The organism is Klebsiella quasipneumoniae subsp. quasipneumoniae (genome assembly GCF_020525925.1).
Taxonomy (GTDB): domain Bacteria; phylum Pseudomonadota; class Gammaproteobacteria; order Enterobacterales; family Enterobacteriaceae; genus Klebsiella; species Klebsiella quasipneumoniae.
This window is the reverse complement of the sequence record NZ_CP084876.1, coordinates 1,392,803-1,418,660: the sequence shown is the minus strand read 5'-3', so window position 1 is coordinate 1,418,660 and position 25,858 is coordinate 1,392,803. Positions and strand designations below refer to the sequence as shown.

Sequence of the window (25,858 nt, the reverse complement as noted above, 5' to 3'; positions counted from 1 at the left end):
ACTATTTTTGCCATTGGTCACAGTTCCTTGCAATAGTGTGCAATTGATCTCGTTTTCTTTAAAGCCGTTGCATAGAATGTGCACGGAAATTTAACCTGCCTCATATTTGGAGCAACTATGGACCGCGTCTTGCATTTTGTCCTCGCGATCGTTGTGGTGGCTATACTGGCCCTGTTGGTCAGTCATGACCGTAAAAAGATCCGTATTCGTTATGTTGTTCAACTGCTTGTCATTGAAGTCCTGCTGGCCTGGTTCTTCCTGAACTCCGATATTGGTCTGGGTTTTGTGAAAGGCTTCTCCGAGATGTTTGAAAAACTTCTCGGCTTTGCCAACGAAGGGACAAACTTCGTGTTCGGCAGCATGAACGACAAAGGTCTGGCCTTCTTCTTCCTTAAGGTTCTGTGCCCTATCGTCTTCATTTCCGCGTTGATCGGTATTTTGCAGCATATTCGCATCCTGCCGATTGTTATTCGCGCCATCGGTACCGTGCTGTCGAAAATCAACGGCATGGGCAAGCTGGAGTCCTTCAACGCCGTCAGCTCGCTGATCCTCGGCCAGTCGGAAAACTTTATTGCCTATAAAGATATTCTCGGCAAAATGTCGCGCAACCGTATGTACACCATGGCGGCGACCGCGATGTCCACCGTATCGATGTCCATCGTTGGCGCATACATGACCATGCTGCAGCCGAAGTACGTCGTCGCGGCGCTGGTACTCAACATGTTCAGCACCTTTATCGTTCTGTCGTTGATTAACCCGTACCGTGTGGAAGAGAGTGAAGAAAATCTGCAGATGTCGAATCTGCACGAAGGTCAAAGCTTCTTCGAGATGCTGGGCGAGTACATTCTGGCGGGCTTTAAAGTCGCGATTATCGTGGCGGCGATGCTGATCGGCTTCATCGCGCTGATCTCCGCGCTGAACGCCCTGTTCGCCACTGTGACCGGCTGGTTCGGCTACAGCATCTCCTTCCAGGGGATCCTTGGCTATATCTTCTACCCGGTCGCCTGGGTGATGGGCGTGCCGGCAAGCGAAGCGCTGCAGGTGGGCAGTATTATGGCTACCAAGCTGGTCTCCAATGAATTCGTCGCCATGATGGATCTGCAGAAAATCGCCTCGACGCTCTCCCCGCGCGCGGAAGGCATTATCTCTATCTTCCTGGTCTCCTTCGCCAACTTCTCGTCTATCGGCATCATCGCCGGGGCGATCAAAGGTCTGAACGAAGAACAGGGCAACGTGGTTTCTCGCTTCGGTCTGAAGCTGGTTTACGGCTCCACGCTGGTCAGCGTCCTGTCTGCTTCTATTGCGGCTCTGGTTCTGTAACAGGCGCCAGTCATCTGAGCCGGGCGATGCCCGGCTTTTTTTTACCCGTCATTCGCCCAGCGGCTGAGGCTTGCCCACCAGGTAGCCCTGCAGATAATTCACCCCCAGCTCCAGCAAGCGCGCTTTTTGCGGTTCGCTTTCGACATATTCCGCCACCACGCTCATCTGTTTCGCCCGCGCCATCTCGACAATCGATTTCACCATAATGGCGTCCAGCGGGTCAGTGAGGATGTCGCGGACGAAGCAGCCGTCAATCTTGATGATATCGGCCTGGAGATGCTTCAGTCGTTCATAGTTCGCATATCCGGTGCCAAAGTCATCAATGGCGATGGCGCAGCCAAACGCGCGCAGCGCTTCAAGATTTTGCCGGCTGATGTCGGCATTGGAAAAGGCCTGCTCTTCAGTGACTTCAATAGTGATAAGGTCTGGTGAGACCGCATAGCGTTGAAACAGCGCGATAATCTGCGCGGCGCTATCCTTTTGCATCAGGGTCGCAGGCAGCAGATTGACCGAGAATCGCTGGCCAGCGTGCTGATGAAGCACGCTGAACAAGGTCTCCAGCACCAGCATGTCGAAACGTTGGCTGAGGTTAAATTGCACAATCAACGGGATAAACTGATCGGGCATAATGACGCTATCGCCACAGCGCATCCGGGTGAGGATCTCATGATATCCCTCCCCTTCCCTGTTCTGAATCGGTTGCGCATAGAGCATGAGCGCCCGCTCTTTGAGCACCTGCTTGACGCGCATGAGGAGGCGCACCTGCTCGGTGGTTTGATCCACCACCAGCTCCTGCTCCTCATCCAGCGCCAGCACCCGACGTTCGCTGCCCGCCTGTTCGGAAAGCCAGCTTAGCTGACCCAGCATCTGGTGAAGTCCCTCGCGCTGACCGTCGTCGCGGCCCCAGGCCGCGCCAAACTCCAGATCCAGCGGCTGATTGTGCCAGCTGAATTTTTTGTGGTTGAGAACCGCGACCATATGGTGCAAACGGGATGAGGGTTCCGGTCCATCAAGCACGAGGATCAGTTCGCTGCCCGGCACCTGGAAAACTTTATCCGCCGCCCCCAGCAGCGGTTGCAGCGCCCGAATAATCTGCCGTTTACAGTCCACCCCCATCATCAGGCCATAATGCCTGCTGAGAAAGTCGAGATTATGAATACGCAGGCTGCAGATAACCTGCTGCGGACAGCTTTGTAAATGGCTCTCCAGCGCGCGCAGGTTAGGCAAGCCAGTCAGCGGATCTTCTTCCGCCTGACTACGCCAGCGGCGTTTATTGCGATCGCTGCGGGCATAGGTGTCTGCCATATAAAACAAACAGATAGTAAAGGAGATTAACACTGAGAGCACAAAGGATAATGAATACTCGCTTTGGACGCCCTGGAGAAAGTTTTTGTTATACACCACCAGTAAAAAAGCCGAAACCGACCATGAAATACGCAGCAGCGCATGACCAATCCGGCTAATCCCGATAAAGTAGACGATAAAAATCACCGGAACTAAATAACCGGCAATAAATTCAGACTGATACGGCGCACACAATAGCGTTAATATCACCGCCAGCGCAATAAACCAATATAGCGTAAAGGAACGATATTTTGCTGCCAGCCACGGTAAACATTCCTGCCGCCAGAATCGTCGAGCGTAGCGTGGATTGATAATCATCCGCATTGGATAATATAAAAAGGTGGTAAAAATTAATGCTGCGCTAATTAAACTTTGAATATCTATTACGGTGTAAATCAACGGCATACTACCAAAATAGCTGGTAATAGATAGGGGAAACGCAAAATATTGTCCGGCGAGGTACATGGTGATTTTCAGCAGCACCGGCGCGAAGAACCCACCCCAGAAGATCCGCGCCCCCATATGTTTCGCCGTTGGACCACAGCGCCAGCGCTTACCCACCATCAGTCTTAGAATAGCGCAGGAGACGAACACCGCAAACAGCTGACAAAAGAGTAAGATAAACGCCTGCGGTAGCGTTAATTTAATAATCAAGCTATTGGTAATGGCAAATGCGAGAATTAATGGCGCAATCGCATAGCGACCAAAGATAAAAATAACAGAAAACATTACGCTGATTGGCAGCCAGGCAATATAAATAAGATTGCCATCAATAACCGTTTGCGGTGAAATAAAACGAGCCAGCGGAATAGCGACTAAACAGACGATAAAGGCCAACAGAGTTTTTTTGATATTAATGTTAATTTTATCAACCATTATTGTTAATTAAAACTCCGGCAACCTCATTACGCTTAATGGGGGAAATGTTATGTTGCTTATTTAGGGCAAGCAAGGTGAATTATCAGGAAAAAGTCTGAAATTACTTTCGATTTTAATAGCTGGAGATTAACTGACGTAACCAGAAAGTGCTTTACATGAAAATAGATAAAAAAAACCCCCGCCGAAGCGAGGGTTCTGAATTTTGGTGGAGCTAAGCGGGATCGAACCGCTGACCTCTTGCATGCCATGCAAGCGCTCTCCCAGCTGAGCTATAGCCCCACAGGACCTCTTTACGAACCAAATCCGCTGGGTGCAGAATTTGGTGGAGCTAAGCGGGATCGAACCGCTGACCTCTTGCATGCCATGCAAGCGCTCTCCCAGCTGAGCTATAGCCCCGTAACGTAAAGCGTGTCGTGTTGACGGGCGGCATAATATGAATTCCTCGCTCAGGTGTCAACGGCAAAATTATCCTTCTCGATTCAATCGCTGAAAAAGCAGGCAACCTGCTGAGATTGCGAGCCTTATCGCAGCCAGAAGTTAAACAGGTCACCTTTTCCAGTAAAAGGATGCTATAACATGGACAGCTAATTCCCATACATTTACTCAGGAAATAGTATGCTCAAGGAACGAATGACACCTGAAGAAATCGCCCATCTGACCGGCTACAGCCGGCAAACTATCAATAAGTGGGTGCGGAAAGAAGGCTGGCAGACCTCTCCGCGGCCTGGCGTCCAGGGCGGTAAGGCGCGCCTGGTCCATGTCAATGAGCAAGTCAGGGAGTTTATCCGCAGCGCCCAGCGCGTGGCGGAGACGCCCGGCACCTATTCTCCCCACGACAGCGATCTGGAATCGCTGCTGCTGACCCTCTGTAAAGAACTCACTCCCAGCGAGCAGAAGCAGCTTATGTCGTTGCTATTGCGCGAGGGGATCACCGGGTTGCTGCTTCGGTTAGGGATCCGCGATCGGTAAACCATGATGAAACTAAAAGATAAAATGACGCCCGCAGAGCTTGCCGACTGCCTGGGGCTGGCGAGACAAACGATCAATCGCTGGGTTCGTGAGAAGAAATGGCGCACGGAAACGATACCCGGCGTCAAAGGAGGCCGAGCGCGGCTGGTGGTCATCGACCAACCGGTGCGCGAGTTTCTGACGAACATTCCCGCCAGACGCCATCTGTTTAGCGACAATCATCTCGCGGAATCGCCAGGCGCTTACCTGGTCAATGAAGCGGACGCGATCTGGCGGCAAATCACAGAAACCCTGCAACTGATGACTCCGGCAGAACAGCTACAGCTCCGCGACCTGCTGGCCCGGGAAGGGATTAGCGGTTTTCTTGCCCGCCTCGGCATCGCCAGCCCGGCGTAACAGACAAAAAAAACGGCAGGGGTATCCTGCCGTTATATCATCTACGTCCCCGTCAGGACGCCTGGCCTTCGCGCTCAGCGATAAAAGCCAGCGCTTTATTGATACGCTCTACGCTACGGGACTTGCCGATTGCATGGACGGTAACGTCAAGCGCAGGAGACTGCCCTGCACCGGTAACGGCCACGCGCAGCGGCATACCGACTTTACCCATGCCCACTTCCAGCTCATCAGCGGTCGCCTGAATCGCGTGGTGGACGTTTTCCGCCGTCCAGTCGCTAATCGCCGCCAGCTTGTCGCGGACGACTTCCAGCGGCTGACGCGCTACCGGACGCAGATGTTTCTTCGCCGCGTCGGCGTCGAACTCAGCGAACTCTTCATAGAAGTAGCGGCAGCTCTGGGCAATCTCTTTCAGCGTTTTGCAACGCTCGCCCAGCAGCTTCACCAACTCGGCCAGCTGCGGACCGTTGCGGGTATCGATATTTTCCTGCTCAATATGCCACTGCAGATGCGTCGCCACATACTCCGCCGGCAGCGTATTGATGTAATGATGGTTCAGCCACAGCAGCTTGTCGGTGTTGAACGCACTCGCGGATTTGCTGACCGCCCCCAGCGAGAAGAACTCGATCATCTCTTCGCGGGTGAAGATCTCCTGATCGCCATGGGACCAGCCCAGACGCACCAGATAGTTCAGCAGCGCTTCCGGCAGGTAGCCATCGTCGCGATACTGCATCACGCTGACCGCCCCGTGGCGTTTGGAGAGTTTCTTGCCATCGTCGCCGTTGATCATCGATACGTGCGCGTATACCGGCACCGGCGCATTCAGCGCTTTAAGGATGTTGATCTGGCGCGGCGTGTTGTTGATATGATCTTCACCACGGATCACGTGGGTGATCGCCATGTCCCAGTCATCCACTACGACGCAGAAGTTGTAGGTCGGGGAACCATCGGTACGGCGAATGATCAGATCGTCCAGCTCCTGGTTGCTGAACTCGATAGGTCCGCGGATCTGATCGTCAAAAATAACCGACCCTTCCTGCGGGTTGGCGAAACGCACCACGCACGGCTCATCATCGGCATGATGCTCGTGGCTATGGCGGCAGCGTCCATCGTAACGCGGCTTCTCACCGTTCGCCATTTGCTCTTCGCGCAACGCTTCCAGACGCTCTTTTGAGCAATAGCATTTATAAGCGGTACCGGCTTCCAGCATCTCATCGATCACGTTGTTATAACGATCGAAACGTTTAGTCTGGTAATAGGGACCTTCGTCCCATTGCAGATTCAGCCAGTTCATGCCATCCATGATGGCTTCAATTGCTTCCGGGGTGGAGCGTTCGAGATCGGTGTCTTCAATACGCAGTACAAACTCACCGCCGTGGTTACGGGCAAAAAGCCAGGAATAGAGAGCAGTACGCGCACCGCCAACGTGCAGATAGCCGGTTGGGCTTGGCGCGAAGCGAGTTTTGATTTTCATGAATTGGCCTTACGTTTAATAAAGATGCCGATAGCCGGCAATGTCCGGTGGAAATTATGGGTCAATATTCTAACACCGTGGGCTGATTCCTCAATGTTGTTCCCGTCGGAACGTCGCGGTTTGCCGTTTTTGTTTATAAATCATGCTATGACGCCGGTTTTGCGATCGCTTTGTTTAATTTTACGACGAACGAACGAATTCTTTAGAAAAGGCGTTGACTCATTTTCAACTCTCCCTATAATGCGACTCCACACAGCGGGGGTGATTAGCTCAGCTGGGAGAGCACCTCCCTTACAAGGAGGGGGTCGGCGGTTCGATCCCGTCATCACCCACCACTACTTAACGTAGTCTCCGCCGTGTAGAACAGAAAATTGAGAAGTGGGTGATTAGCTCAGCTGGGAGAGCACCTCCCTTACAAGGAGGGGGTCGGCGGTTCGATCCCGTCATCACCCACCACTTTCTCGCCAGCTGGATTTTCTGTCAAAATATGAAGTACCGAAGTGGGTGATTAGCTCAGCTGGGAGAGCACCTCCCTTACAAGGAGGGGGTCGGCGGTTCGATCCCGTCATCACCCACCACTTCGGGTCGTTAGCTCAGTTGGTAGAGCAGTTGACTTTTAATCAATTGGTCGCAGGTTCGAATCCTGCACGACCCACCAATGTAAAAAGGCGCCCTAAAGGCGCCTTTTTGCTATGCGTGGAACTCAACGATTCGACAAAATTGTCGGGAACAATTTTGAACAACGCGGCGGCGTTGGCCCGCAGGGCGAGTCTCAGGATGAGACGAGTGTCTCTGCAGCAGGTTCGGGTCGAACGCAGTGAGACAACGGAGCCGCTTGCGGCGACGGCCCGAAGGGCGAGGCGAAGCCGAGTCATCCTGCACGACCCACCAATGTAAAAAGGCGCCCTAAAGGCGCCTTTTTGCTATGCGCGGAACTCACGCTCTGGCCACGAGCCTCCCCGTGGCGATAAACCGCTATCAACGCTGATACAGCGGATCTTCAACCCTGGCGGCGGTGAGATTCTCCCCTTCTTCTCGCACGATTTCCCATAACGCCTGGGCGGCGGTCGACAGCGAGCGATTTTTCCGGCATGCCAGCATCAGCTGCCGCTCCATTATCGGAGTGAGTCGCTTCACCGCCAGATGGCTTCCCTGCGGTAACGGCAGCGCCAGCGCCGGCAGTACGCTGATGCCAATTCCCGACTCCACCATCGGAAACAGCGTTGCCGGATGGCCAATCTCCTGCACAATGTTAGCCCGGACAGCCAGCCTGCTGAGAGCCGCATCAATCAGCGGACGGCTGCCGGAGGCATAGTCCTGCAGGATCAGTCTCTCATCCTGTAGCGCCTGCCATGGCACTTCAGTCAGGCTGGCAAAAGGATGATCCTCCCGGCAGAGCAGCAAAAAAGGTTCCGCCAGGACCACTTCACATTGCAGGTCCGCCGCCGGGCCAGGGTCAATCACAATGCCGAAATCCACTTCCCCCTGGCGAATACTCTCCAGCACCCACTGCTGAGGCCGGTCGTGCAGCACGAAATCGATATCAGGATAGCGACGATTGCTGTGGGCAATACACTGGGGAATAAGGTGGGCGGAAATCGTCTGACTGGCGGCAACCTTGACGGTGCCGCTCAGCTGCTGGCCTACCCGACCGGCATCGCGCAGCGTCACCGCCAGCTCATCGAGCAAACGCTCCAGCCTGCCTGCCAGCTGCTGACCCGCCTCGGTGAGGACCACCTCCCGGGTGGTACGGTCGAGGAGACGGACCCCGGTCTGATGCTCCAGCTCCTTGACGCTGTGGCTGACGGCCGACTGGCTTAAGCCAATCATCTCCCCCGCCCGGCTAAAGCTCCTGGCGCGGGCGACGGTAACAAATACTTTTAACTGACGCAGAGAGTAATTCATCTTTTTTATTCATGAATAGATGCAATAAATCAATTTTATTTCTCAAATCAAAAAAAGCACAATAACGCATCTCTTTTCAGGAGCGTTTATGAAACTTTTCCGCATTCTCGATCCGTTTACGGCAACCCTGGTCACCGTTGTCCTGTTGGCCTCATTCTTCCCGGCCCGTGGCGCTTTCGTCCCCTTCTTTGAACATCTGACCACCGCCGCCATCGCCCTGCTGTTCTTTATGCACGGCGCCAAACTCTCCCGGGAGGCAATTATCGCCGGCGGCAGCCACTGGCGTTTGCATCTGTGGGTGATGTGCAGCACCTTTATTCTCTTCCCGGTGCTGGGGGTTCTGTTTGCCTGGTGGGCGCCGGTGAAGGTCGATCCGATGCTCTACAGCGGCTTTATTTATTTGTGCATTCTGCCGGCCACCGTGCAATCCGCCATCGCCTTCACCTCGCTGGCCGGAGGCAACGTCGCGGCGGCGGTCTGCTCAGCCTCGGCCTCCAGCCTGTTGGGCATCTTTGTTTCACCGCTGCTGGTGGGTGCCCTGATGAACCTTCATGGCGCAGGCGGTAGCCTCGAGCAGGTCGGAAAGATCATGCTGCAGCTGCTGTTGCCTTTCGTGCTCGGCCATTTATCGCGGCCGTGGATCGGCAACTGGGTGGCGAAGCATAAGAAGTGGATTGGTAAGACCGACCAGACCTCGATTCTGCTGGTGGTTTACTCCGCCTTTAGCGAGGCGGTGGTGAACGGCATCTGGCATAAAGTGGGTCTGGGATCGCTGCTGTTTATCGTGGTGGTCAGCCTGGTGCTGCTGGCCATCGTCATCGCGGTCAATGTGTTCGTCGCCCGCCGCTGCGGCTTTAACAAAGCCGATGAAATTACCATCGTCTTCTGCGGTTCGAAAAAGAGCCTGGCCAACGGCATCCCGATGGCCAATATTCTCTTTCCGACCTCCATCCTCGGCATCATGGTGCTGCCGCTGATGATCTTCCATCAAATCCAGCTGATGGTCTGCGCGGTGCTGGCGCGGCGCTATAAACAGCAAACCGATGCGCGTCTCGCTCAGGAAAAGGCCAACGCCGCCAAAGCTTAACGCGCTTTCTTCAGGGGCTGGACCAGATCGCTCAGCCCCTCGCTTTTAATCAGCAGGGTCAGCGCCATCAGCTCGCCGAGATGGCCGGCAGGGAATTGATCCTTGCGCGCGAACCACAATAAATACTCCTCCGGGACATCGATTAAACGACGCCCCTTGTATTTACCGAACGGCATCTCAGTATTGGCGATCTCCACCAGCTGCGCTTTATCCACGTTATTCTCCCAGCAGACGCATCATTTCGGCTTCGTCAATCACCTCGATGCCGAGCTCCTGCGCTTTCGCCAGCTTAGAACCCGCCGCTTCGCCAGCAATCACCAGATCGGTCTTCTTCGATACGCTGCCCGCCACCTTCGCCCCCAGCGCCACCAGACGCGCTTTGGCGTCATCCCGCGACAGCTGACTGAGGCTGCCGGTCAGGACGACGGTTTTGCCTGCAAACGGGCTGTCAATCTCATCCGCCTTCACCACCACCGGCGCCGGCCAGTGAACCCCTTCCGTCAGCAGCTGCGCGATGACATCGCGGTTGCTCTCTTCGGCAAAGAAGTTGAAGGTATGGGTGGCGACCACAATGCCGACATCAGGGACCTTCTGCAGCTCCTCAATGGAAGCCTGCTCCAGGGCCTCGAGGGTGCCGAAATGCGCCGCCAGGCCCGCCGCCGTCGCTTCTCCTACCTCGCGAATGCCTAAGGCGTAGAGGAAACGCGCAAAGGTTGTCTCTTTGGCTTTCTCGAGAGCGTTGACCACGTTTTGCGCGGACTTCGGCCCCATCCGATCCAGCCCGGTCAGTTTCCCTGCGGTCAGTCGGAACAGATCCGCCGGGGTATGGACGTACTCTTTCTCCACCAGCTGGTCGATTATCTTGTCGCCCATGCCGTCAACGTCCAGCGCGCGACGGGAGACAAAGTGCTTGAGCGACTCTTTACGCTGCGCGCCGCAGATAAGGCCGCCGGTACAGCGGGCTACCGCCTCGCCTTCCACTCGCTCAACGTCGGACTGACAGACCGGGCAGTGGGTCGGGAATTCAACATCCCGGGCATCTGCCGGGCGTTCGGAAAGCACCACGTTGACCACCTGAGGGATCACGTCGCCTGCCCGGCGAATCACCACCTTGTCGCCGATTTTCAAGCCTAAGCGTTCGATCTCATCGGCATTATGCAACGTGGCATTACTCACCAGCACGCCGGCGACATGGACCGGCTCCAGGCGCGCCACCGGCGTAATCGCCCCGGTGCGGCCCACCTGGAACTCCACGTCCCGGACGAAAGTCATCTGCTCCTGGGCGGGGAACTTAAAGGCCACGGCCCAGCGCGGCGCGCGGGCCACGAAACCTAACTGCTCCTGCAGCGCCAACGAATCGACTTTGATCACCACGCCATCAATGTCAAAGCCCAGATGGGGACGATCTTCCTCGACTTTACGATAGTAAGTGAGCACTTCCTCGGGGGTATGACATAGGGTGACGCGATCGCTCACCGGTAATCCCCATGCTTTAAACTGCTGTAAACGGGCCGAGTGGCTGGCCGGCAGCTCACCGCCCTCCAGCACCCCAACGCCGTAGCAGAAGAAAGTAAGCGGTCGCTTCGCGGTAATGCGCGGATCCAGCTGGCGCAACGAGCCCGCCGCCGCATTGCGCGGGTTAGCAAACACTTTTCCGCCGGTGCGTCGAGCTTCTTCATTGATTTTTTCGAACCCGGCCTGCGGGAGGAACACTTCCCCGCGCACTTCCAGACGTGCGGGAATATTATCGCCATGCAGCCTGAGCGGGATGGTGCGAATGGTTCGCACGTTAGAGGTAATATCCTCGCCGGTGGTGCCGTCGCCGCGGGTCGCCGCCTGCACCAGCACGCCGTTTTCGTAGAGAATGCTCACCGCGAGGCCGTCGAGCTTCAGCTCGCAGCAGTAGATGAGAGGGTCAGTGCTTTTCAGGCGATCCTGCACCCGCTTGTTGAAGGCCAGAAAGCTCTCTTCGTCAAACACGTTGTCCAGCGACAGCATCGGCACTTCATGGCGGATCTGGCTGAAGGCGGTCAGCGGCGCCGCCCCCACGCGCTGAGTCGGTGAATCCGGGGTAATCAGCTCCGGATGCTGGCTCTCCAGCTCGCGCAGCTCGCGCATCAGCCGGTCATACTCCGCATCGGGCACTTCCGGTGCGTCCATAACGTGGTACAGGTATTCATGATGGCGAAGCGTGGTTCGCAGTTCAGTCAGTTGTTGTTCGATCGGTTCCATATCACACCATCAATGATAAAAAACCCCCGACAGGCGGGGGTTGAGAAGGAGTTGAGATAACGCGCGACGTCAGGCGTTCGCGTCTTTCACTTCGCGAATACGATCCTGGTATTCACGCAGTTTTTGCGGCGTCATCATGCGACGCTGATCGTCAAGCACCACGCCGCCCACTTCATCGGCGATATACTGCGCAGACTGCAGCATCAGCTTGAAGTTCTGCAGTTCATCACCGTAGGAAGGGACCTGCATAAAGATAGTCACCCCAGGGGTCATCATATCCGCCATGCTGTCCGGATTGAAGGTCCCCGGCTTCACCATGTTGGCCAGGCTGAACAGTACCGGGCCGCTGCCGTCCGGGCTCAGATGGCGGTGGAAAATATTCATTTCACCAAACTTGAACCCGGCCTGCTGGATGCTATTGATAAGCACCTCGCCGTTAAGCTGCGCGCCATGGTGCGCGGCAACGTTCATCACGATGACCGTCTCTTTACGCTCTTTCGGCTGGGGCGCTGCAGGCTGCTGCTGCTCTGTCGGCTGCGGTTCAGCAACCGCGGGCTGCGGCGCGGCAACAGGCTGGGACGCAGGCTGCTGCGGAGCGGCCGGTTGCGGCTGGGCGACGGTCGGGGTCACCGGCTGCGGCGCGACAGGCTGTTGCACAGCAGGTTGCGGCTGGTGTTGCGGCTGCGCGGGTTGCGGCTGTTGCCAGCCAGGCTGCGGAGCCGCATGCGGCGCAGACGGTTGTCCCTGCGGTTGTGCCGGGGCCTGGCGCGGCGGCGCCTGACGAACCGGTTCCTCAGGACGCACAGGCTGCTGCATCTGGCGCTCGTAAGGCGGCTGGTACTGGTGCTGCGGCGCCTGACGAGGGGCTTCATGCTCCCCATGCGCGCCGTGCGGAGCGTGAGTCACCGGATGAACGCGGACTTCACCTACGCCTTCAACATTATCATCAAAGTCGTCGTTTTCCGACTCATCGTCGCGCGACTTCATACGTTTCAGTGGGCGATCGCGAAACATCGAAGAACGTTCTTTACGGCTGGTCCAGAAACCATGTACCAGTAAAGCGATTATGGCGATCGCGCCAACAATGATTAATATCAGACGCAAATCCTGCATCATTATATTCTCTGTTGTTCTAACACCTTGCCACCACGGCAAACATTTACTCACTAAGAGTATTTGCCGATTACCTCAAGTGCAAGTGCGTCGGTCGCTTTCACCACATAAAGATGAACTAAATCGTGCTTTTTGCTGTTTTTTCGAACATTTCCTAACTGGTTATTGTCTGACGACCAGATAAAATAAGCGAGCATTCACACTGGATGTTCAAAAAGGAGCAATGCCTGGCTATGGTTTCATCATCCGCACCGACCCCGCGTAGCGGCGTATACTACTTTTCGCAGGGCTGGAAACTCATCAGGCTGCCGGGCATACGTCGTTATGTCTTCCTGCCTTTACTGGTTAACGTGCTGCTGATGGGCGGTGCTTTCTGGTGGCTGTTTACCCGTCTCGACAGCTGGATCCCTTCGCTGATGAGCCATGTGCCTGACTGGCTGCAGTGGCTAAATTACCTGCTGTGGCCGGTGGTGGTGCTGTCGATCCTGCTGGTGTTTGGCTATTTCTTTTCTACTATTGCCAACTGGATTGCCGCCCCGTTCAGCGGCCTGCTGGCGGAACAGCTGGAAGCGCGTCTGACTGGCGCCACCCCGCCGGACGTCGGCGTCTTTGGCATCATGAAGGATATTCCGCGCATCATGAAGCGTGAGTGGCAGAAGCTGGCCTGGTACCTGCCCCGCGCCATCGTACTGTTGCTGCTCTACTTTATACCCGGCGTTGGCCAGACGGTGGCCCCGGTACTCTGGTTTCTGTTCAGCGCATGGATGCTGGCGATTCAATACTGCGATTACCCCTTCGATAACCACAAGGTCCCCTTCAGGACCATGCGCGAAGCGCTGCGCAGCCGCAAGGTGATGAATATGCAGTTTGGCGCGCTCACCAGCCTGTTCACCATGATCCCGGTGTTAAACCTGGTGATCCTACCGGTGGCTATCTGCGGCGCCACCGCCATGTGGGTCGATTGCTATCGCGACAGACACGCCAGCTGGAAGTAACAGCAGCACCTCCCCTGGAGCGGCGAGAGCCGCTCCTTATATCTCACTTATTCCTTCTTGATCATCATTATTTCCCTTCCGCATATAGATATGCTAAATCCTTACTTCCGCATATTCTTTAAGCGGGTATGCTGATGCCGTACCCCCAAATTTCATACAGTTAAGGACGGGCCATGAGTAAGATTTTTGAAGACAACTCCCTGACTATCGGTCATACGCCGCTGGTACGACTGAACCGCATTGGTAACGGCCGTATCCTGGCAAAGGTAGAATCTCGTAACCCGAGCTTTAGCGTAAAATGCCGTATCGGCGCCAATATGATCTGGGATGCTGAAAAGCGCGGCGTGCTGAAACCTGGCGTGGAACTGGTCGAACCGACCAGCGGCAACACCGGTATCGCCCTCGCCTACGTGGCGGCGGCTCGCGGCTACAAGCTAACGCTAACCATGCCGGAAACCATGAGCATCGAGCGTCGTAAGCTTCTGAAAGCGCTGGGCGCCAACCTGGTGCTGACCGAAGGCGCCAAAGGCATGAAAGGCGCCATTCAGAAAGCGGAAGAGATTGTCGCCAGCAACCCGGAAAAATTCCTGTTGCTGCAGCAGTTCAGCAACCCGGCTAACCCGGAAATCCACGAAAAGACCACCGGCCCGGAAATCTGGGAAGACACCGACGGTCAGGTGGATGTTTTCATCTCCGGCGTAGGTACCGGCGGTACGCTGACCGGCGTCAGCCGCTACATTAAAAACACCAAGGGCAAAAAAGATCTGTTCACCGTCGCGGTTGAACCGACCGATTCGCCGGTTATCTCCCAGGCGCTGGCGGGTGAAGAGCTCAAGCCGGGCCCGCACAAAATTCAGGGCATCGGCGCCGGCTTCATTCCTGGTAACCTGGATCTGAAGCTGGTGGACAAAGTGATCGGTATCACCAATGATGAAGCGATCTCCACGGCACGCCGCCTGATGGAAGAAGAAGGCATCCTCGCGGGTATCTCTTCCGGGGCCGCCGTTGCCGCGGCGTTGAAGCTGCAGGAAGATGAAGCCTTTACCAATAAGAATATTGTGGTTATCCTGCCTTCCTCGGGTGAGCGTTATTTAAGCACCGCGCTGTTTGCCGATCTCTTCACCGAGAAAGAACTGCAACAGTAGTGCCAGCTTGTAAATAATGTGTAAAAAAGCACCTTTTCAGGTGCTTTTTTGTGGCATACGTCAAAGTTTTACCCCTCCTGGCATTGATTCACCTCGTAGGGTCTGGTATTTAACCAGCACATTTATTTTGATGCGCGAAATTATTCAGAAGAGGATTTCCGCCAGCTGAATCGATTTTATGATTTGGTTCAAGTCTTCCTTTCGCGGCATAATGTTTAATGACGTGCTAGACGTCAATGGCCCGCAGGTCTTCGCAGCGCCAGGCGCTGCCGACGCCAAGGCCGGAAACGTAACGCCGGCGCTAACAATACAGGCTAAAGTCGAGTCGTTAGACTAGACTTTAGGTCCACAACACTAAACCTATAAGTTGGGGAAATATAATGTTCCAGCAAGAAGTTACCATTACCGCTCCGAACGGTCTGCACACCCGCCCTGCTGCTCAGTTTGTTAAAGAAGCTAAAGGCTTCACTTCTGAGATCACTGTAACCTCCAACGGCAAAAGCGCCAGCGCCAAAAGCCTGTTCAAACTGCAGACTCTGGGCCTGACCCAGGGCACCGTAGTAACCCTCTCCGCGGAAGGCGAAGATGAACAGAAAGCGGTTGAGCATCTGGTTAAACTGATGGCTGAACTCGAGTAAGTTCACGGGTTCTTTTTCATATCAGTCACAAGTAAGGTAGGGTTATGATTTCAGGCATTTTAGCATCCCCGGGTATCGCCTTCGGCAAAGCACTGCTGCTGAAGGAAGATGAAATTGTCATCGACCGGAAGAAAATTTCTGCCGATAAGGTTGATCAGGAAGTCGAACGTTTCCTGAGCGGCCGCGCCAAGGCCTCCGCCCAGCTGGAGGTCATCAAAACCAAAGCTGGTGAAACTTTCGGTGAAGAAAAAGAAGCCATCTTCGAAGGGCATATTATGCTGCTGGAAGATGAGGAGCTTGAGCAGGAAATCATAGCCCTGATTAAAGATAAGCATATGACTGCCGACGCGGCAGCCAATGAAGTTATCGACGGTCAGGCCACTGCCCTGGAAGAGCTGGACGATGAATACCTGAAAGAACGTGCGGCTGACGTACGTGATATCGGTAAGCGCCTGCTGCGCAACATCCTTGGTCTGGCCATCATCGATCTGAGCGCGATTCAGGATGAAGTCATCCTCGTCGCCGCCGATCTGACCCCGTCAGAAACCGCACAGCTGAACCTGAAAAAAGTGCTGGGTTTCATCACCGACGCGGGCGGCCGTACCTCCCACACCTCCATCATGGCGCGTTCCCTCGAACTGCCGGCCATCGTGGGCACCGGCAGCATCACGGCGCAGGTGAAAAACGGCGACTATCTGATTCTCGACGCGGTGAACAACCAGGTTCTGATCAACCCGTCTAACGAGCAAATTGAAGCGCTGCGTAATCTGCAGGCTCAGGTTGCGGAAGAAAAAGCCGAACTGGCGAAACTGAAAGATCTGCCGGCGATTACTCTCGACGGCCATCAGGTTGAAGTGTGCGCCAACATCGGTACCGTTCGCGACGTCGAAGGTGCTGAGCGCAACGGCGCCGAAGGCGTAGGCCTGTATCGTACTGAATTCCTGTTCATGGATCGCGACGCGCTGCCAACCGAAGAAGAGCAGTTTGCGGCTTATAAAGCGGTGGCTGAAGCCTGTGGCTCTCAGGCCGTTATCGTGCGTACCATGGACATCGGCGGCGACAAAGAGCTGCCGTACATGAACTTCCCGAAAGAAGAGAACCCGTTCCTCGGCTGGCGTGCTGTGCGTATCGCGATGGATCGTAAAGAGATCCTCCGCGATCAGGTTCGCGCCATCCTGCGTGCCTCCGCTTTCGGTAAGCTGCGCATTATGTTCCCGATGATCATCTCTGTTGAAGAAGTGCGTGCGCTGAAGAAAGAGATCGAAATCTACAAACAGGAACTGCGTGACGAAGGTAAAGCATTTGACGAATCCATTGAGATCGGCGTGATGGTGGAAACACCGGCTGCGGCGACCATTGCTCGTCATCTGGCCAAAGAAGTTGATTTCTTTAGTATCGGCACCAATGATTTAACGCAATATACTCTGGCAGTTGACCGTGGTAATGATATGATTTCACATCTTTACCAGCCGATGTCACCGTCTGTACTGAATCTGATTAAGCAAGTTATTGATGCTTCTCACGCTGAAGGTAAATGGACTGGCATGTGCGGTGAGCTTGCGGGCGATGAACGTGCTACACTTCTGTTGCTGGGTATGGGGCTGGACGAATTCTCTATGAGCGCCATTTCCATCCCGCGCATCAAGAAGATTATTCGTAACACGAACTTCGAAGATGCGAAAGTATTAGCAGAGCAGGCTCTTGCTCAACCGACAACGGACGAGTTAATGACGCTGGTTAACAAGTTCATTGAAGAAAAAACAATCTGCTAATCCACGAGATGCGCGGCCCAAATTACTGCTTAGGAGAAGATCATGGGTTTGTTTGATAAATTGAAATCTCTGGTTTCTGATGACAAGAAAGACACCGGAACTATTGAGATTGTTGCTCCCCTCTCCGGTGAGATCGTCAACATTGAAGACGTGCCGGATGTGGTTTTTGCGGAAAAAATTGTGGGCGATGGGATTGCCATCAAACCGACCGGCAACAAAATGGTCGCGCCGGTAGACGGTACCATTGGTAAAATTTTCGAAACCAACCATGCGTTCTCTATTGAATCTGATAGCGGCATCGAGCTGTTCGTTCACTTCGGTATTGATACCGTTGAACTGAAAGGCGAAGGCTTCAAGCGTATCGCTGAAGAAGGCCAGCGCGTGAAAGTCGGCGACCCGGTTATCGAATTCGATCTGCCGCTGCTGGAAGAGAAAGCCAAGTCGACCCTGACTCCGGTGGTTATCTCCAATATGGACGAGATCAAAGAGCTGATCAAACTGTCCGGTAGCGTGACCGTGGGTGAAACCCCGGTAATCCGCATCAAGAAGTAATATCTGCTGCATAAAAATGGCGCCGAAAGGCGCCATTTTTTTATATCGCGTGGGTCACCGGCTGATAGCATTTTTCGCGGGATAAGATACGCAATCCTTCCGGAGTGCTCTCCAGAATTCGCCGCTCGCTGTCAGAGACCAGCAGTTCACACTGATATCCACCGGCCAGGCCGAACAGCGACCGCGCCACGCAGGCATCCTCCAGCGCCGCCTCCCCTGAAGTATCAAAATGACCAACAATGCGTCCCTGCTGACGGATTACTAATCGATAGCTTTTCATCTCTGTTTCTCCAGCGGAGGCAGGATCAGTTCGTCACATCCCTGCGCGGCAGTCCAGTTCATCACCTCCAGCACGCGCTGGGCGGCTGCCTCCGTCGCAGCACCCAGCGCCAGGCCGGAAAGCAACCCGCTCACCAGCTCGGCGCAGAACAGATCGCCGGTACCCTTTAAATCCGTCTCCACCCGCGGGTGAACCACCACCTCCACCGCATCGGCCGTCACCACCAGCACATTGATCGTCGAATCAGCCTCTCCCGGCGCGCTGGTGATCACCACCCATTTGAGGCTGTCCGACAGCAGGCTACGCGCCGCGGCGACCGCCTCCGGCTGATTGCGACAGCGCTGGCCGCTCAGCGTCTCCAGCTCAAACAGATTAGGGGTGATCCCTTGCGCTAGCGGCAGCAGGTGCTGACGATAGGCGTCCGGGATCTCGGCCTTGACGTAGATACCGCTGTCGACATCGCCAATCACCGGATCCACCAGAATACAGAGATCGGGATGGCGGTCGCGGACCCGCGTCAGCCACTGCGCCAGACGTTCAATTTGCACGGCGTTGCCCATATAACCGGTGGTCACCGCACGCAGTTCGCGCAACGCGTCGCGCTCCTCCAGCGCCTGCAGGTACCCGACAAACCACTCCTCCGGGATAATGCCGCCATAGAACGTCTCATAATGGGGCGTATTGCTGAACAGCACCGTCGGCACCGCCAGCACGCGCAGACCGTGCTGTTTAATCGCCGGTACCGCGATGCTGTTGCCGACGCTGCCGTAGACTACCTGCGACTGCACGGCGACGATATCGACTTCCGACGCCCGGCTTTTGTCGTGAAAGAGCACTGATTGTATGTCATCTTGCTGGCCCATCTTTTCTCCCCCCGCTGGACAGCGGGTCACGCTCTGATTATGATTCGTCCTATGCTAAATTTCATTTTGTCATAGGTCAATAATGTTTGCCGGAAAAACCGCCAGCGATATCTTCGATCATATCCGCCATCTGGTGCAGAGCGGTGGCTTGCAGCCCGGAGAGGTTCTGCCGCCGGTCCGCGAGCTCGCCAGCCAGCTTGCGGTGAATCGCAATACCGTCGCCGCCGCCTATAAACGGCTGGTCACCTCCGGGCTGGCCGTCAGCCAGGGACGAAACGGCACAGCTATCAAAGCCCGGGATCCGCTGCCAGCGCTGGAAGGCGGTGACCCCACGACGCCGCTGAACGATCTTTCCAGCGGCAATCCGGATCCCGCCAGGCTGCCTGATTTACCACGCTATCTGGGCCAAATTGCCCGCACGCCCCGCCTGTATGGCGATGCCCCCATCGAGCCGCGGCTAGGAGAATGGGCTGAGGCATGGTTTGCCAGGGAGATAACCGTTCCCTTTGCCCTGAATCTCGCCAGCGGGGCGATTGACGCGCTGGAGCGTCTGCTGTGCGCCTTGCTGCTCCCCGGCGACGGCGTGGTGGTTGAAGATCCCTGTTTTCTCAGCAGCATCAATATGGTGCGTTACGCTGGCTTTACCCCCTGCCCGGTGGCGGTGGATGCCGAGGGGATGGATCCAGACGGGCTGGAGGAGGCGTTACGCAACGGCGCGCGGGCGGTGATCTTGACCCCGCGCGCGCACAATCCTACCGGCTGTAGCCTGACGGAAACCCGGGCGCATGCCCTGCGGGAGGTGCTGGCCCGCTATCCGCAGGTACTGGCGATCGTCGATGACCATTTTGCCCTGCTGTCGGCCACGCCCTGGTTTTCTCCTCTGCCAGCGAGCACCCAACGCTGGGCGGTGGTGCGTTCGATGTCAAAAACCCTCGGGCCAGACCTGCGGCTGGCTTTTATCGCCAGCGATGTCGACACCTCCTCCGCGCTGCGTCTGCGGCTTAACGCCGGCAGCCAGTGGGTCAGCCATCTGCTGCAGGATCTGACGCTGGCCTGTCTCACCGATAAGGCGTTTATCGCCTCGATGACGGAGACCCGCCGTCACTATCGGCAACAGAATGAGAAACTGGCGGCAGCGCTGGCCCGGCACGGCGACAGTCATGCTGCGCCTGGCGATGGCCTCAATTTCTGGCTGCCGCTGCCAACGGCGAGCCAACCCTACGCCTTACGCCTGGCCCGGGCCGGCTGGCTGGTCCGCGAGGGGGAGGTGTTTGGCATCCGTACGCCCTCCCACGGGCTACGCCTGTCGCTGGGCCGCCTGAGCGACGCTGAGATTGCCCGCCTGGCGGCCGATATAGCCCAGGTGTTAAACGCCCCCTGACGCAGGCAGTGCGCCGAACGCATCGGGGAGGGATGGCAGCTGTCGACAAGTTACTGAAAAATTAAACGAAAACTGGCGTAGTCTTACCTGCATGACCGGAACGTCGAGACGGATACAACGCTCTCGGTGGCTGATAAATCGCTCACAATAAGGAGCACCAGAGATGCATCACATTGACCTGACGCTAAAAACAGTCATTGAGGCCTGCGACCGCGCTATCTCGCAGGAAGATTACGATACCCTGATGGGCTATTACGCGGAAGACGCCGCGCTGGTCGTCAAACCGGGCATGGTGGTCAGAGGGAAAGAGAATATCCGCAAAGCGTTTATCGCCATTGCCGACTATTTCCAGCACCGGCTGATAGTGACTCAGGGGAAAATGGAGGTCATCGAGGGCGGCGGCAATGCGCTGGTGATTATGGAGACCCGGCTGGATATCCCGACGGCACAGGGGATAACACAGGTTACGCGACGCGCAACCTATGTCTTTCAGAAGCAGGGCGAGCGCTGGCTGTGCACCGTCGATAACTCCTACGGCGCCGACCTGCTCGATGATTAAATACCCGCTCCCTGGCTAAAGTGTTCCTCGCCGAACACGCCGGTGGAGAGGTAGCGATCGCCGCGATCGCAGACGATCGCCACCACCACCGCGCCTGGATTTTCACGAGCGATACGTAACGCCCCGGCTACCGCGCCGCCAGAGCTGACGCCGCAGAAAATGCCTTCCTGTACCGCCAGCTGACGCATGGTGTTCTCGGCATCCTGCTGATGAATATCCAGCACCGCATCCACCAGCGAAGCGTTAAAGATCCCCGGCATATACTCTGCCGGCCAGCGGCGTATCCCGGGAATACTGCTGCCCTCCTCCGGCTGCAGGCCGACAATGGTCACCGGTTTACTCTGTTCGCGCAGAAAACGTGACACGCCGGTAATGGTGCCGGTGGTCCCCATACTGGAGACAAAGTGGGTGATACGCCCCGCGGTCTGCTGCCAGATTTCCGGCCCGGTGGTAGTGTAGTGGGCGTAGGGGTTGTCCGGGTTGTTGAACTGATCGAGCAGTTTGCCCTCCCCGCGCTGAGCCATCTCCAGGGCCAGGTCGCGGGCCCCCTCCATCCCCTGCTCTTTGGTGACCAGGATCAGCTCGGCGCCATAGGCGCGCATCGCGGCCCGGCGCTCCTGGCTCATGTTATCGGGCATCAGCAGCTTCATCCGGTAGCCTTTCAGCGCGGCGATCATCGCCAGCGCGATACCGGTGTTGCCGCTGGTCGCTTCAATTAGCACGTCGCCGGGCTGAATTTCGCCCCGCTTTTCCGCTTCAACGATCATCGACAGCGCAGCGCGATCTTTCACCGAACCGGCTGGATTATTGCCTTCAAGTTTGACCCAGATTTCGCTGCCATTGTCCGGCCCCAGACGCTGAAGCCTGACCAGAGGGGTATTGCCGATGGTGTGTTCGAGTGTATTCACGATTTTTACTCAATAAAAAAGCCGGGCGGCGCTTCGCTTACCCGGCCTACCAGACGCATGATAATTCCAGACCGGGTAAGCACAGCGTCACCCGGCAAAAGCACATGGATTTAAGCTATCAGGCCGACTGCGCCAGAGCAAGCTCGCCGCGCGGCTCGATACGCTCGGAACCGTTGTACAGGCGCGCGTTTTGCAGCCCGACGAACAGCCGTTCTCCGCGGGACGGCGCCTCATCGCCCGTTAACACTACGCTCAGCGGTTCGTCATACCACCCCAGAGGCTGGACGACTAATTGGGTGTAGTGGCCTTTCGGGCTGGCCTCCAGGACCTGCACCGGCAGCGGCGAATCCAGGCTGGTTCGGCGGCTGATGTCCACTTCCCACGGACGCAGGAACAGATCCACCGGCCCCTGGTAAGCCGGGGTATAGCCTAACGGCCAGCGGTGAGCGCCAACGTGGAACTGTCCGCCGCGGATAACCCCCTGCAGGCGATTCACTTCCCCCATGAACTCCAGCACGAAGCGGGTCGACGGCTCACGCCACACGCGTTCAGGCGCATCGGCCTGTTCGATGTTGCCCTGGCTCATCACCACCACCCGGTCGGCAACTTCCATCGCCTCTTCCTGATCGTGGGTGACGAACACGCTGGTAAATTTCAGCTCTTCATGCAGCTGACGCAGCCAGCGGCGCAGCTCTTTACGCACCTGCGCATCCAGCGCGCCGAAAGGTTCATCCAGCAGCAGAATTTGCGGCTCTACCGCCAGGGCGCGCGCCAGCGCCACGCGCTGTTTCTGACCACCGGACAGCTGCGCCGGATAGCGATCCGCCAGGTGAGCCAGTTGCACCATCTCCAGCAGTTTGGTCACTTTGGCTTTAATCGCCGCGGCGTTGGGTCGTTCGCGGCGCGGCAGCACGGTCAGGCCAAAGGCGATGTTATCGAACACCGTCATATGGCGGAACAGCGCATAGTGCTGGAAGACGAAGCCCACTTTACGGTCGCGGGCGTGCATCCGGCTGACGTCGGTACCGTGGAAGCGGATATGACCGCTGGTCTGATGCTCCAGCCCGGCGATAATCCGCAGCAGGGTCGTTTTCCCGGAGCCGGAAGGCCCCAGCAGCGCAACCATTTGTCCGGAAGGGATATCCAGCGAGATATCATTCAGCACCTGGGTGCGACCAAACGATTTCTTAATATTGGCAATCTCAATGCTCATGATTTCCCTCCTGTTGCGCGCGTTTTTCCTGATTGGCCAGACGCCATTGCAACATACTCTTTAAAAACAGGGTCAGAATAGCCATTAACGTCAGCAGGGCCGCGGCGGTAAACGAGCCGACGGTGTTGTAATCCTGCTCCAGTAATTCAATTTGCAGCGGCAGCGACAGCGTTTCTCCGCGGATCGAACCGGAGACCACCGACACCGCGCCGAATTCGCCGATGGCGCGGGCGTTGGTCAACACCACGCCGTACAGCAGCGCCCAGCGAATATTGGGCAGCGTCACCCGGCGGAACATCTGCCAGCCGGAAGCGCCCAGCAAGACCGCCGCCTCATCTTCATGACTGCCCTGACTCATCATCACCGGCACCAGCTCACGCACCACAAACGGACAGGTGACAAAGATCGTCGCCAGCACCATGCCCGGCCAGGCGAACATGATTTGCAGGTTATGCGCATCAAGCCAGCCGCCCAGCGGACCGTTAGAGCCGTAGAACAGCAGATAAACCAGACCGGCTACCACCGGCGAGACAGCGAACGGGATATCCAGCATCGTCAATAGCAGCTGGCGTCCCGGGAACGTAAAGCGCGTGACCAGCCAGGCCAGCAAGGTCCCGAACACCAGGTTCACCGGCACGGTAATCAAGGCGATCATCACCGTCAGCCAGATGGCGTGGAGCATGTCCGGATTGGCCAGGTTTTCCAGCACCGGCATTAACCCTTTGCTGAAGGCCTGGATAAAGATGTAAAGCATCGGCACCACGAGGATGAAGGCGGAGACCAGCATCCCGACGCCAATCAGAAACCATTTTCCCCAGTTGATGCGGGGCGCGTCGTAGCGTTTCAATTGAGTAACTTCCGCCATTAGTGACCTACCACGCGTCGACCAAAGCGACTCTGCAGGGTATTGATGGAAAACAGCAGCAGCAGTGAGGCGGCCAGGATCACCGAGGCGATGGCGCTCGCCGCCGGATAGTCAAACTCCTGCAGTCGAATAAAGATCATCAGCGACGTCACTTCCGTCTTCCACGCGATGTTGCCGGCGATAAAAATCACCGCGCCAAATTCGCCGAGGCTGCGGGTAAACGACAGGGCAATGCCCGCCAGCAGCGCTGGCGACAGCTCCGGCAGCACCACCTTGCGGAAGCTCTGCCAGCGCGTAGCGCCCAGCGTTTCCGCTGCTTCTTCATATTCCGGTCCCAGCTCTTCCAGCACCGGCTGCACGGTACGTACCACGAAGGGGATGCTGGTGAACGCCATCGCCACGGCGATACCGAGCCAGGTATAGGTCACTTTAATATCGAACTTCGCCAGCCATTCCCCGTAAATGCCGTTAACCGAAAACAGCGAAGCCAGGGTCAGGCCGGCCACCGCCGTCGGCAGCGCAAACGGCAGATCCATTAAGGCATCCAGCAGCGTGCGGCCCGGAAAACGATAGCGGGTAAGGATCCACGCCATCAGCAGGCCGAAGACGCCGTTAAAAATCGAGGCCACGAACGCCGACAGCAGCGTCACCTTATAGGCCGCCACCACCTGCGGGTTGGTGATCACATCCCAGTACTGCGCCCAGCTCATCTGCGCCAGCTGCATCACCAGCGCGCTGAGCGGTAATAACAGAATCAGACAGACAAACAGCAGGCTGGTGCCGAGGCTCAGGGTAAAGCCCGGCAGCACGCGCTTGGACGACACAGCAAACATTACTTACGCCCCGCCGCCAGCAGTTTGTCCAGTTCGCCGCCGCTGGCGAAGTGGGTTTTCATCACCTCAGGCCAGGAGCCAAACTTGTCCTCCACGCGGAACAGTTCGGTCTGCGGGAATTTATCCTTCAGCGAATCCATCACTTTCGGGTTGTTTACCCGATAGTAGTAGTCGGTAATGATGGTCTGCGCCTGCGGACTGTAGAGCCAGTTCAGGTAGGCCTTCGCCGCCTTTTCCGTGCCGTTGGCTTTGACGTTTTTATCCACCCAGGCCACCGGGAACTCCGCCAGAATGTTGGTTTTCGGGATCACCACTTCAAATCCCTGCGCCTCATACTGCTTGCGAATATTGTTCACTTCCGACTCGAAGCTGATCAGCACATCGCCCAGGCCGCGCTCAGCGAAGGTGGTGGTCGCCCCGCGTCCGCCGGTGTCGAAGACTTCGACGTTCTTCAGGAACTGGGTCATAAACTGTTCGGTTTTGGCTTTATCGCCGCCGTCGGCTTTATCCGCCGCGCCCCAGGCCGCCAGGTAGGTGTACCGCGCGTTGCCCGAGGTTTTCGGGTTCGGGAAGATCAGCTTAACGTCAGAGCGGACCAGGTCGTTCCAGTCATGAATGTTTTTCGGGTTGCCTTTGCGCACCAGGAAGCCCATCGTCGAATAGAACGGCGAGCTGTTGTTCGGCAGGCGGCTTTGCCAGTCGGCCGGGATCAGGTTGCCTTTGTCATGCAGGATCTGCACGTCCGTCACCTGGTTGTAGGTCACCACGTCCGCCTTCAGGCCCTGCAGGATCGCCAGCGCCTGCTTGGACGAGCCAGCGTGCGACTGCTTGATGGTCAGCTTGTCCCCGCCATTGTCCTTCGCCCACTGCTGCTCAAAAGGCGGGTTAAGGGCGGCAAACAGCTCGCGGGAGACATCATAGGAGCTGTTCAGCAGCTCCGTCGCCTGCGCCTGCGCCACCAGCAGCATGGAAGCCGCCAGCGCCAGATATCCTTTTTTCAGTGATTTAACGGCCATTGCGCACCCTTATCAAAAATGATCATTTACTGATGATCATCATATTTATAACGGGTACGAAAGGAGTAACGGTTTTATATACCGTTTGGCGATTTGGAAGTCGAAAAGGGAATAAGCACCTG

Annotated in this window: 24 protein-coding genes, 6 tRNA genes and 1 other RNA gene; 16 read left to right on the top strand and 15 right to left on the bottom strand. The window is 56.4% G+C overall.

Annotation, left to right across the window (positions count from 1 at the left end):
* Positions 1 to 117: 117 nt before the first annotated feature.
* Positions 118 to 1,320 (top strand): nucleoside permease NupC, encoded by a 1,203-nt coding sequence (gene nupC / locus LGM20_RS07055; RefSeq protein ID WP_012540950.1) that lies wholly within the window; start codon positions 118 to 120, stop codon positions 1,318 to 1,320.
* A 48-nt stretch (positions 1,321 to 1,368) separates the two neighbouring features.
* Here nupC and LGM20_RS07050 read toward each other — a convergent pair whose 3' ends face one another.
* The 3 genes from LGM20_RS07050 to LGM20_RS07040 all read right to left on the bottom strand — a co-directional run bounded on the left by LGM20_RS07050 (position 1,369) and on the right by LGM20_RS07040 (position 3,939).
* A complete protein-coding gene (locus LGM20_RS07050; protein ID WP_044524302.1) occupies positions 1,369 to 3,540 on the bottom strand; it encodes an EAL domain-containing protein in 2,172 nt (723 codons plus the stop codon).
* A gap of 206 nt (positions 3,541 to 3,746) precedes the next feature.
* A tRNA-Ala gene (locus LGM20_RS07045) sits at positions 3,747 to 3,822 on the bottom strand.
* 41 nt (positions 3,823 to 3,863) lie between these two features.
* Positions 3,864 to 3,939: transfer RNA gene (locus LGM20_RS07040), tRNA-Ala, on the bottom strand.
* A 219-nt stretch (positions 3,940 to 4,158) separates the two neighbouring features.
* On the opposite strand from LGM20_RS07040, the gene LGM20_RS07035 reads away from it, so the two are divergent.
* Positions 4,159 to 4,512: a YfeC-like transcriptional regulator gene (locus LGM20_RS07035; RefSeq protein ID WP_004202017.1), complete on the top strand. Its 354-nt coding sequence runs from the start codon at positions 4,159 to 4,161 to the stop codon at positions 4,510 to 4,512.
* A gap of 3 nt (positions 4,513 to 4,515) precedes the next feature.
* Positions 4,516 to 4,908, top strand: a complete 393-nt coding sequence (locus LGM20_RS07030; protein WP_023290586.1) for a MerR family transcriptional regulator — start codon at positions 4,516 to 4,518, stop codon at positions 4,906 to 4,908.
* Positions 4,909 to 4,960: 52 nt separating this feature from the next.
* Here the strand turns inward: LGM20_RS07030 and gltX are convergent, their stop codons facing one another.
* On the bottom strand, positions 4,961 to 6,379 hold the full coding sequence (gene gltX, locus LGM20_RS07025; protein ID WP_004202014.1) for a glutamate--tRNA ligase: 1,419 nt from the start codon (positions 6,377 to 6,379) through the stop codon (positions 4,961 to 4,963).
* 259 nt (positions 6,380 to 6,638) lie between these two features.
* Here gltX and LGM20_RS07020 point away from each other — a divergent pair.
* The 5 genes from LGM20_RS07020 to LGM20_RS07000 all read left to right on the top strand — a co-directional run bounded on the left by LGM20_RS07020 (position 6,639) and on the right by LGM20_RS07000 (position 7,270).
* Positions 6,639 to 6,714: transfer RNA gene (locus LGM20_RS07020), tRNA-Val, on the top strand.
* A 45-nt stretch (positions 6,715 to 6,759) separates the two neighbouring features.
* Positions 6,760 to 6,835 (top strand) — tRNA-Val (locus LGM20_RS07015).
* 46 nt (positions 6,836 to 6,881) lie between these two features.
* Positions 6,882 to 6,957, top strand: a tRNA-Val gene (locus tag LGM20_RS07010).
* Positions 6,958 to 6,961: 4 nt separating this feature from the next.
* Positions 6,962 to 7,037 (top strand) — tRNA-Lys (locus LGM20_RS07005).
* A gap of 95 nt (positions 7,038 to 7,132) precedes the next feature.
* A non-coding RNA gene (locus tag LGM20_RS07000) (RtT sRNA) lies at positions 7,133 to 7,270 on the top strand.
* Between the two features lie 87 nt (positions 7,271 to 7,357).
* Here LGM20_RS07000 and LGM20_RS06995 read toward each other — a convergent pair.
* Complete coding sequence (locus tag LGM20_RS06995) at positions 7,358 to 8,284, bottom strand: LysR family transcriptional regulator (RefSeq protein WP_032453682.1); 927 nt, start codon at positions 8,282 to 8,284, stop codon at positions 7,358 to 7,360.
* A gap of 88 nt (positions 8,285 to 8,372) precedes the next feature.
* Here LGM20_RS06995 and LGM20_RS06990 point away from each other — a divergent pair, with 88 nt between their 5' ends.
* Positions 8,373 to 9,371, top strand: coding sequence for a bile acid:sodium symporter family protein (locus LGM20_RS06990; RefSeq protein ID WP_023290588.1), 999 nt, complete (start codon positions 8,373 to 8,375; stop codon positions 9,369 to 9,371).
* Here LGM20_RS06990 and LGM20_RS06985 read toward each other — a convergent pair.
* The 3 genes from LGM20_RS06985 to zipA form a co-directional block, all read right to left on the bottom strand.
* On the bottom strand, positions 9,368 to 9,586 hold the full coding sequence (locus LGM20_RS06985) for a DUF3820 family protein (protein WP_004202007.1): 219 nt from the start codon (positions 9,584 to 9,586) through the stop codon (positions 9,368 to 9,370). The genes LGM20_RS06990 and LGM20_RS06985 overlap by 4 nt on opposite strands.
* Before the next feature lies 1 nt (position 9,587).
* The gene (gene ligA, locus LGM20_RS06980; protein ID WP_044524303.1) at positions 9,588 to 11,603 is read right to left on the bottom strand and encodes an NAD-dependent DNA ligase LigA; all 2,016 of its coding nucleotides are present in this window, start codon (positions 11,601 to 11,603) and stop codon (positions 9,588 to 9,590) included.
* A gap of 69 nt (positions 11,604 to 11,672) precedes the next feature.
* A complete protein-coding gene (gene zipA / locus LGM20_RS06975; protein WP_044524304.1) occupies positions 11,673 to 12,719 on the bottom strand; it encodes a cell division protein ZipA in 1,047 nt (348 codons plus the stop codon).
* Positions 12,720 to 12,949: 230 nt separating this feature from the next.
* Between zipA and cysZ the strand changes: the two genes are divergently transcribed.
* From cysZ to crr, 5 genes are all read left to right on the top strand, one after another.
* The gene (cysZ, locus tag LGM20_RS06970) at positions 12,950 to 13,711 is read left to right on the top strand and encodes a sulfate transporter CysZ (protein WP_023290591.1); all 762 of its coding nucleotides are present in this window, start codon (positions 12,950 to 12,952) and stop codon (positions 13,709 to 13,711) included.
* A gap of 173 nt (positions 13,712 to 13,884) precedes the next feature.
* Complete coding sequence (cysK, locus tag LGM20_RS06965) at positions 13,885 to 14,856, top strand: cysteine synthase A (RefSeq protein ID WP_023290592.1); 972 nt, start codon at positions 13,885 to 13,887, stop codon at positions 14,854 to 14,856.
* A 380-nt stretch (positions 14,857 to 15,236) separates the two neighbouring features.
* Entirely contained in the window at positions 15,237 to 15,494 is a 258-nt protein-coding gene (gene ptsH / locus LGM20_RS06960) for a phosphocarrier protein Hpr (RefSeq protein ID WP_002913505.1), read from the top strand.
* Between the two features lie 44 nt (positions 15,495 to 15,538).
* A complete protein-coding gene (gene ptsI, locus LGM20_RS06955; RefSeq protein WP_004201998.1) occupies positions 15,539 to 17,266 on the top strand; it encodes a phosphoenolpyruvate-protein phosphotransferase PtsI in 1,728 nt (575 codons plus the stop codon).
* Between the two features lie 42 nt (positions 17,267 to 17,308).
* A complete protein-coding gene (gene crr / locus LGM20_RS06950) occupies positions 17,309 to 17,818 on the top strand; it encodes a PTS glucose transporter subunit IIA (RefSeq protein ID WP_000522253.1) in 510 nt (169 codons plus the stop codon).
* Positions 17,819 to 17,858: 40 nt separating this feature from the next.
* Here the strand turns inward: crr and LGM20_RS06945 are convergent, their stop codons facing one another.
* Together LGM20_RS06945 and pdxK are read right to left on the bottom strand one after the other, a co-directional pair.
* Positions 17,859 to 18,098: a hypothetical protein gene (locus LGM20_RS06945; RefSeq protein WP_044524307.1), complete on the bottom strand. Its 240-nt coding sequence runs from the start codon at positions 18,096 to 18,098 to the stop codon at positions 17,859 to 17,861.
* The gene (gene pdxK / locus LGM20_RS06940; RefSeq protein WP_023290594.1) at positions 18,095 to 18,961 is read right to left on the bottom strand and encodes a pyridoxine/pyridoxal/pyridoxamine kinase; all 867 of its coding nucleotides are present in this window, start codon (positions 18,959 to 18,961) and stop codon (positions 18,095 to 18,097) included. The genes LGM20_RS06945 and pdxK overlap by 4 nt, the downstream gene beginning before the upstream one ends.
* Before the next feature lie 82 nt (positions 18,962 to 19,043).
* Between pdxK and ptsJ the strand changes: the two genes are divergently transcribed.
* Entirely contained in the window at positions 19,044 to 20,342 is a 1,299-nt protein-coding gene (ptsJ, locus tag LGM20_RS06935; protein ID WP_044524308.1) for a MocR-like B6 salvage transcription factor PtsJ, read from the top strand.
* A gap of 163 nt (positions 20,343 to 20,505) precedes the next feature.
* Entirely contained in the window at positions 20,506 to 20,901 is a 396-nt protein-coding gene (locus tag LGM20_RS06930; protein WP_044524309.1) for a YybH family protein, read from the top strand.
* On the opposite strand, the gene cysM is transcribed toward LGM20_RS06930, so the two are convergent.
* The 5 genes from cysM to cysP all read right to left on the bottom strand — a co-directional run bounded on the left by cysM (position 20,898) and on the right by cysP (position 25,736).
* The gene (cysM, locus tag LGM20_RS06925) at positions 20,898 to 21,809 is read right to left on the bottom strand and encodes a cysteine synthase CysM (RefSeq protein WP_044524311.1); all 912 of its coding nucleotides are present in this window, start codon (positions 21,807 to 21,809) and stop codon (positions 20,898 to 20,900) included. The genes LGM20_RS06930 and cysM overlap by 4 nt on opposite strands.
* A 118-nt stretch (positions 21,810 to 21,927) precedes the next feature.
* Positions 21,928 to 23,022 carry a sulfate/thiosulfate ABC transporter ATP-binding protein CysA gene (cysA, locus tag LGM20_RS06920; RefSeq protein ID WP_044524313.1) on the bottom strand — a complete coding sequence of 365 codons (1,095 nt, stop codon included), beginning with the start codon at positions 23,020 to 23,022 and terminating at the stop codon, positions 21,928 to 21,930.
* Positions 23,012 to 23,887, bottom strand: coding sequence for a sulfate/thiosulfate ABC transporter permease CysW (gene cysW / locus LGM20_RS06915; RefSeq protein ID WP_004201990.1), 876 nt, complete (start codon positions 23,885 to 23,887; stop codon positions 23,012 to 23,014). The genes cysA and cysW overlap by 11 nt, the downstream gene beginning before the upstream one ends.
* Positions 23,887 to 24,720, bottom strand: coding sequence for a sulfate/thiosulfate ABC transporter permease CysT (cysT, locus tag LGM20_RS06910; protein ID WP_002913626.1), 834 nt, complete (start codon positions 24,718 to 24,720; stop codon positions 23,887 to 23,889). The genes cysW and cysT overlap by 1 nt, the downstream gene beginning before the upstream one ends.
* The gene (cysP, locus tag LGM20_RS06905; protein ID WP_032444750.1) at positions 24,720 to 25,736 is read right to left on the bottom strand and encodes a thiosulfate/sulfate ABC transporter substrate-binding protein CysP; all 1,017 of its coding nucleotides are present in this window, start codon (positions 25,734 to 25,736) and stop codon (positions 24,720 to 24,722) included. The genes cysT and cysP overlap by 1 nt, the downstream gene beginning before the upstream one ends.
* Between the last annotated feature and the right edge of the window lie 122 nt (positions 25,737 to 25,858).